Source organism: Psychrobacter sp. W2-37-MNA-CIBAN-0211 (assembly GCF_040309405.1).
In the GTDB taxonomy this organism is placed as follows: domain Bacteria; phylum Pseudomonadota; class Gammaproteobacteria; order Pseudomonadales; family Moraxellaceae; genus Psychrobacter; species Psychrobacter glaciei.
The window spans coordinates 1-259 of sequence record NZ_JBEOOU010000341.1; the positions used below are offsets into that span (position 1 = coordinate 1).

General features: G+C 52.5%; 1 protein-coding gene. It reads right to left on the minus strand.

Going from position 1 to position 259, the window contains the following annotated elements; genetic code table 11:
• The coding region (locus AAEY72_RS15455) for a winged helix-turn-helix domain-containing protein (protein ID WP_502945406.1) at window positions 1-228 on the minus strand (228 nt) is incomplete at its 3' end.
• Window positions 229-259: the final 31 nt, after the last annotated feature.

The window sequence follows — 259 nt, forward strand, 5'->3', positions numbered from 1 at the left end:
GCCGTGACCCTTGCGCATGATCACCAGCGGCAAGCCAATAATATGACTGCCGCGGTTGAGCAGATTCCAGGCGTGGCGATAAGAAATGTTGGCTGCGGTCGCCGCTGCTGTGAGCTTGCCGGTATCGCGAATGCCTTCCAGCAGGCGAAACAGTACTGGCTCGAACAGCTCGCCGTTAGCGGTACGGAAAATCCAGGCGGGTGAAATATTGAGTTTTTTGTTATGCACTTTTATTCATATTCCGTAAGTAGAGTCAGAG